Source organism: Micromonospora sp. BL1, from assembly GCF_003667485.1.
In the GTDB taxonomy this organism is placed as follows: Bacteria; Actinomycetota; Actinomycetes; order Mycobacteriales; family Micromonosporaceae; genus Micromonospora; species Micromonospora tulbaghiae.
Window position 1 is genome coordinate 1 of sequence record NZ_RCVK01000118.1, and the last position, 6,282, is coordinate 6,282.

A 6,282-nucleotide genomic window follows, 5' to 3' on the forward strand; every position below is an offset into this window, starting at 1 on the left:
CCGCCCGAGCCGCCGTCGCGCTACCTGCCGGTGTACGTGCCCCGGCCGCCTGCCCCGGGGCGGCGCACGCTGCCCTGGCTGCCGCTCGTGGTGCTCGGCGTGGTGGTGGCGCTGCTGCTCGGCACCATCGCGGTGATCGCCGGGGTGTCCCGGGTGGACGACGGCCGCGACACCCCGCCACCGGCCACCGGCGCACCGGCGTCCAGCGCGCCGCCGCCCACCTCCGCCGGTCCCGCGCCGTCCACTCCCGCCGCCGCCAAGCCCGGTACGCCGCCCGGCAGCTTCACGCTCACCGACCGGCGCGACAGCATCGTGCTGAGCTGGACGTACCCGGCCGGCGCGGAAGGGCCCGTGGTGGTCGCCGGGGGCCGGGCCGGGCAGCCGCAGGGCACGTTCGCCACGCTGCCCGCCGGCTCGGCCGACTACATCGCCTACGGGCTCGACCGCACCACCGACTACTGCTTCACCGTCGCGCTCGTGTGGTCCACCGACACCGTCGCGCGCACCGGCCCGGTCTGCACAAAGCGCCGCCGCTGACCGCTCATTCCGCGTCCGGCTCGGCCAGCGCGGGCAGCCGTACCGTCGCCCGCAGCCCCGGCGCGGCGGCGCCGGGCGTCGCGTCGGCCAGCTCCACCGTGCCGCCGGCCCGGCGCACCAGCTCGCGCACGATGGCCAGGCCCAGGCCCGCGCCGCCCGCGTCGCGCGCCCGCGCGTCGTCGAGCCGGGTGAACCGGGCGAACACCCGCTCCCGGTCCGCCGCCGGGATGCCCGGCCCGTCGTCGGTCACCGTGATCAGGTGGTACGCACCGTCCGGCCCGCTCACCGCCAGATCCACACCGGTGTACGCGTGCCGCAGCGCGTTGTCCACCAGGTTCACCAGCACCCGGCGCAGCTCCCCCGCGTCCCCCTCGACCCACCGGGGCGCGTCCGGCGGCGTCAGGCGCACCGGCGGCGACGGGTAGCGGGCGGCCACACCGCGCAGCAGCTCCCCCAGTTCCACCGGGCCGACCGGGGACGGCCGGGCGTCCTGCTCGTCGAGGCGGGCCAGCAGCAGCAGGTCGTCCACCAGGCGGCTCAGCCGCTCGGTGTCCGCGAGGAGGTCGTCGGCGACCGCCGGCCAGTCGGTGTCGTCGCCGAGACGCCGGGCCACCTCCAGCTCGGTACGCATGTTCGTCAGCGGGCTGCGCAGCTCGTGCGCGGCGTCGGCGACGAACGCCCGCTGCCGGTCCCGGGACGCGGCCAGCCGGTCCAGCATGTCGTTGAGCGTGACCGCGAGCCGGTGGATCTCGTCCTGCCCGGCCGGTACGGGGAGCCGCTCCGCCCCGGCCCGGCCGGTGATCTCGGCGGCGCCGCTGCGCAGTTGCTCGACCGGGCGCAACGTCGCGCCCACCACCCGCCAGGCCACCACCCCGAGCCCGGCGACCAGCAGCGGGAAACCCACGAGCAGCAGGTTGCGGACCACGTGCAGGCTGTGCCGCACGTCGGTGAGCGACTTGGCGACGAGCACCGTGCGCGGCTCCTGCGCCGTGCCGGCCGGCACCGTGACCACCCGGACCGGGCCGGGCATGCCGGCGCGACGCCCGTCCACCACCAGCCGCTGCCGCTGCCCGGGCCGCAGCTCGTCCGGGCCGAGCATCGGCACGAGGCGGTCCGCGTCGATGGACGCGGCCCGGATCCGGCCCTGCGCGTCGACCACCTGCACCCGCAACTGCCCGCCGGCCACCGGAAGCGGGTCCGGCAGCGCGTCCTCGGCGGTGAGCAGCGCCACCGCGTCGGCGGTGCGCAGCGCCTCCTCGTCGACCGAGCGCTGCAGCGTCCAGCCCAGCGCGCCGAGCAGCAGCGCCCCGCCGAACGCGAACCCGACCACCAGTCCCAGCACGCCCAGCGCGAGCAGCCGGGCCCGCAGGCCCAGTCGCGGGAGCGGGCCGCGTACCCACCGGCTCATGTGGCCAGCCGGTAGCCCGCGCCGCGTACCGTCTCCAGCCGCTCCCGGCCGATCTTGCGGCGCAGATAGCCGACGTAGACCTCCACCGCGTTCGGGGCGGTGTCGACCGACGCGTCCCAGACGTGGTCCAGCAGCTCGGTCTTGGAGACCACCTCGCCGGGGCGGCGCATCAGGTAGTCCAGCAGCGCGTACTCGCGGCTGGTCAGCACCACCTCGGCGTCGGCCCGGGTGACCCGGCGGCGGGCCGGATCCAGGCGCAGGTCGCCGACGGTGAGCACGGTCGGCCGCCGGGGCGCGCCGCGGCGCAGCAGCGCCCGCAGCCGGGCCAGCAGCACCACGTACGAGAAGGGCTTGGTCAGGTAGTCGTCCGCGCCGCAGTCCAGGCCGTCGGCCTGGTCGTACTCGCCGTCCTTGGCCGACAGCATCAGCACCGGCAGCCAGCGCTGCTCGGCGCGCAGCCGGCGGACCACCTCGTAGCCGGAGAGGCCGGGCAGCATCACGTCGAGGATCATCGCGTCGTACTCGCCGTGCCGGGCCGCGTCCAGCCCTTCCGGGCCGGTGGCCGCCACGTCGACCACGAACCCCTCCGCCGACAGGCCCCGGCGCAGCGCCGCCGCGAGCCGCGTCTCGTCCTCCACCACCAGCAACCGCACCGGTCCAGGGTGCCACCATGGGGTCACCCGTAGGGGATCTCCTCAGCGTGGTCACAGCGACGATCGCGCAGCATGGTGCGCAGGAGGTGCACACTATGTCCGTGATGAAGAACCGCGCCGTGCTGCGCTGGCTGGTCCCGGTGACCGCGGGGGTCGCCGTGATCGGCGGTGGCGCCGCCGTCGGCACGTTCGCCGCCGGCGCCGACCCGGCGCTGCCGCCGCGCAGCGCCGCCCAGCTCCTGGAAGACCTGCGCACGTCCCGCCTGGACGGGCTCTCCGGCACCGTCGTGCAGCGCGCCGACCTCGGCCTGCCGCCGATCGCCGCGCTCGCCGGCCGGGCCGCCGGCAACGACCTGGCCGGGCTGGTGTCCGGTACGCACACGCTGCGCGTCTGGTACGGCGGCGAGGACCGGCAGCGCCTGGCCCTGGTCGACACGCTCGGCGAGCAGGACATCCTGCGCAACGGGCGGGACGTCTGGACCTGGAACAGCCGGGAGAACACCGCCACGCACCGGACGTTGCCGGCCGACGCACCGGACCGGGCCACCGTGCCGGCCACCCCGGCCGACGCCGCGGACCGGGCGCTGGAGGCGATCGACCCGACCACGGCGGTCACCGTCGGCCGCACCGCGACGGTGGCCGGACGGGACGCGTACGAGCTGGTGCTCACCCCGCGCGACAAGGCGTCCCTGGTGCACCAGGTCCGGATCGCGCTGGACGCGAAGGAGCACGTGCCGCTGCGCCTGCAGGTGCTCGCCGACGGGCAGGACGAGCCGGCGTTCCAGGTGGCGTTCACCCAGGTCGACTTCCGCACGCCGGAGGCCGACCAGTTCCGGTTCAACCCGCCGCCCGGTGTGAAGGTCACCGAGGCGACCGAGGACGAGCGGCCCGGACCGGCTGGTAAGCGGTTCGACCGCAAGGACGCCGAGAAGCCGGACGTACGTACCGTCGGCACCGGCTGGACCACCGTGGTGGTCGCCAAGATCGGCGACGCGGCGACCGGCGGCGGCGCGAAGCCCGGCGCGGACGCGCCGGACGCCCAGATGCTGGCGCAGGTGCTCGGTGACCTGCCGAAGGTCAGCGGCGACTGGGGCAGCGGCCGGCTGCTCAGCGGCAAGCTGTTCAGCGTGCTGCTGACCGACGACGGCCGGGTGATCGCCGGTCTGGTCACGCCGGAGCGGCTCTACGAGGCCGCAAAGGGCTGAGAACTGCCGGGCCCGGGGCTCGGTCGGCTGACGCCGGCCGGGCCCCGAGTCGTGTCCGGGCTTGGTCGGGTGGCGGCCGACGCGCTATCTTTCTCAGTTCAGGCACAAAAAAGGAATGGCTTCTGAATGCCATTCCTGCAGCAATTCTAGTCAATGAGGAGCCGGATTGTCAACGCACTCCGACGTGTCGGCTGACCTGCGCCAGGACGACGAGATCGGCCGGGAGCAGGAATACGTCTCGATGCTGTACGACCGGCTGGACGGCATGCGGGAACAGGCCGCCCGGCGGCTCGACGAGGAGTTGCGCCACACCGGCGGCACGCAGCAGGCCCGCTCGCAGCGCGACTCGACCGTGGCCATGTACGCCGACCAGGTCGAGCAGTTCTCCGCGGTGGAGAGCGGCCTGTGCTTCGGCCGCCTCGACGGCGACGACGGCGCGGTCCGCTACATCGGCCGGATCGGGATCTTCGACTCCTCCGGCGACTACGACCCACTGCTGATGGACTGGCGCGCTCCGGCCGCCCGCCCGTTCTACCTGGCCACCGCCGCCAACCCGCAGGGCGTACGCCGCCGGCGCCACCTGCGCACGCGCGACCGCAAGGTGACCGGGCTCAACGACGAGGTGCTGGACATCGCCGCCGCCTCCCCCACCGCGCACGAGGAACTGACCGGCGAGGCGTCGCTGCTCGCCGCGCTCAACGCCGGGCGCACCGGCCGGATGCGCGACATCGTCGAGACCATCCAGGCCGAGCAGGACCGGATCATCCGCGCCGAACTGCCCGGTGTGATGGTGGTGCAGGGCGGCCCCGGCACCGGCAAGACGGCCGTGGCGCTGCACCGGGCCGCGTACCTGCTCTACACCCACCGCCAGCAGCTCTCCACCCGCGGCGTGCTGCTGGTCGGCCCGAACGCCACGTTCCTGCGCTACATCTCCCAGGTGCTGCCCACGCTGGCCGAGACCGGCGTGCTGCTGCGTACCCAGGCCGACCTGTTCCCCGGCGTGCACGCGCGCCGCGCCGAGCCGGCCACCACCGCCGCGCTCAAGGGCCGCGCCGTGCTGGCCGACGTGCTCGCCGCGGCGGTCCGCGACCGGCAGTGGGTGCCCGACGAGCCGGTCACCATCGAACTGCCGCAGCGGGAGGTGCTGACGCTCGACCCGGAGACCGTGCGGCAGGCCCGCGACCGGGTACGCCGCACCGGCCGCCCGCACAACCTGGCCCGCGCCCTGTTCGACGTGGAGATCGTGCACGCGCTCGCCGACCAGGTGGCCGAGCGGATCGGCGCCGACCCGCTCGGCGGGGAGAACCTGCTCTCCGAGGCCGACCGCGCCGAGATCCGCCGCGAGCTGCGCGAAGAGCCGGAGATCCGGGCCGCGCTGGACGAGCTGTGGCCGGTGCTGACCCCGCAACGCCTGCTCGCCGACCTGTACGCCTCACCGGAGCGGATCGCCACCGCCGCGCCCATGCTCACCGACGCCGAGCGGGCCGCGCTGCACCGCGAGCCCGGCGGCTGGACGCCCGCCGACGTGCCGCTGCTGGACGAGGCCGCCGAACTGCTCGGCGAGGACGAGCGCGCCGCCGTGGCCCGCCGGGAACGCATCCGGGCGCTGGAACGCGAGTACGCCGAGGGTGTGCTGGAGATCTGGCGCGGCTCCCGCTCCATCGACGTCGAGGACGAGGCCGACGGCGGTGAAATCCTCGGCGTCACCGACCTGATCGACGCCGATCGGCTCTCCGAGCGGCAGGAGGAGTCCGACCGGCTCACCACCGCCCAGCGCGCCGCCGCCGACCGTACCTGGGCGTTCGGGCACGTGATCGTGGACGAGGCGCAGGAGCTCTCACCGATGGCGTGGCGGCTGCTGATGCGCCGCTGCCCGAGCCGGTCCATGACGATCGTCGGCGACGTGGCGCAGACCGGCGCGCTCGCGGGCACGCCGTCGTGGGGCGAGGCGCTGGCGCCGTACGTGGCGGACCGGTGGCGGCTGGAGGAGCTGACCGTCAGCTACCGCACCCCGGCCGAGATCATGGCGGTCGCCGCCGACGTGCTCGCCGAGATCGACCCGGCGCTGCGGCCACCCCGCTCGGTACGCGCCACCGGCGTACCTCCCTGGGACCGGACCGTACCGGCGGACCGGCTGGTGACGGAGCTGGTCGAGGCGACCGCCCGGGAGGCCGCGTCGCTCGGCGACGGGCGGCTCGGCGTGCTGGTGCCCACCGGCCGGGTGGCCGAACTGGGTGGCGCGGTGGTGGCGGCGCTGCCGGAGGCGACAGTGGGTGAGCAGCCCGAGCTGGCGAACCGGGTGGTGGTGCTGACCACCGAGCAGGCCAAGGGCCTGGAGTTCGACTCGGTGCTGGTGGTCGACCCGGCCCGGATCGTGTCCGAGTCCCCGAGGGGCAACAGCGACCTCTACGTGGCCCTGACAAGAGCCACCCAGCGCCTGGGCATCCTCCGCACCCCCACTGCCTAACCCCCTCAGCCC

The 6,282-nt window shown here is 75.1% G+C and carries 4 protein-coding genes and 1 pseudogene; 3 read left to right on the top strand and 2 right to left on the bottom strand.

Annotated features, from left to right (window positions below; genetic code table 11):
* Nucleotides 1-537 (top strand): annotated as a pseudogene (locus EAD96_RS01505) (tetratricopeptide repeat protein); the annotation flags it as partial.
* 4 nt (nucleotides 538-541) lie between these two features.
* Here the strand turns inward: EAD96_RS01505 and EAD96_RS01510 are convergent.
* Entirely contained in the window at nucleotides 542-1,945 is a 1,404-nt protein-coding gene (locus EAD96_RS01510) for a cell wall metabolism sensor histidine kinase WalK (RefSeq protein ID WP_120570914.1), read from the bottom strand.
* Nucleotides 1,942-2,598, bottom strand: coding sequence for a response regulator transcription factor (locus tag EAD96_RS01515; RefSeq protein ID WP_091427735.1), 657 nt, complete (start codon nucleotides 2,596-2,598; stop codon nucleotides 1,942-1,944). The genes EAD96_RS01510 and EAD96_RS01515 overlap by 4 nt, the downstream gene beginning before the upstream one ends.
* A gap of 95 nt (nucleotides 2,599-2,693) precedes the next feature.
* Between EAD96_RS01515 and EAD96_RS01520 the strand changes: the two genes are divergently transcribed.
* Complete coding sequence (locus EAD96_RS01520; protein WP_120570915.1) at nucleotides 2,694-3,803, top strand: sigma-E factor regulatory protein RseB domain-containing protein; 1,110 nt, start codon at nucleotides 2,694-2,696, stop codon at nucleotides 3,801-3,803.
* Nucleotides 3,804-4,044: 241 nt separating this feature from the next.
* Entirely contained in the window at nucleotides 4,045-6,270 is a 2,226-nt protein-coding gene (locus EAD96_RS01525; protein WP_233585353.1) for an AAA family ATPase, read from the top strand.
* Nucleotides 6,271-6,282 lie beyond the last annotated feature (12 nt).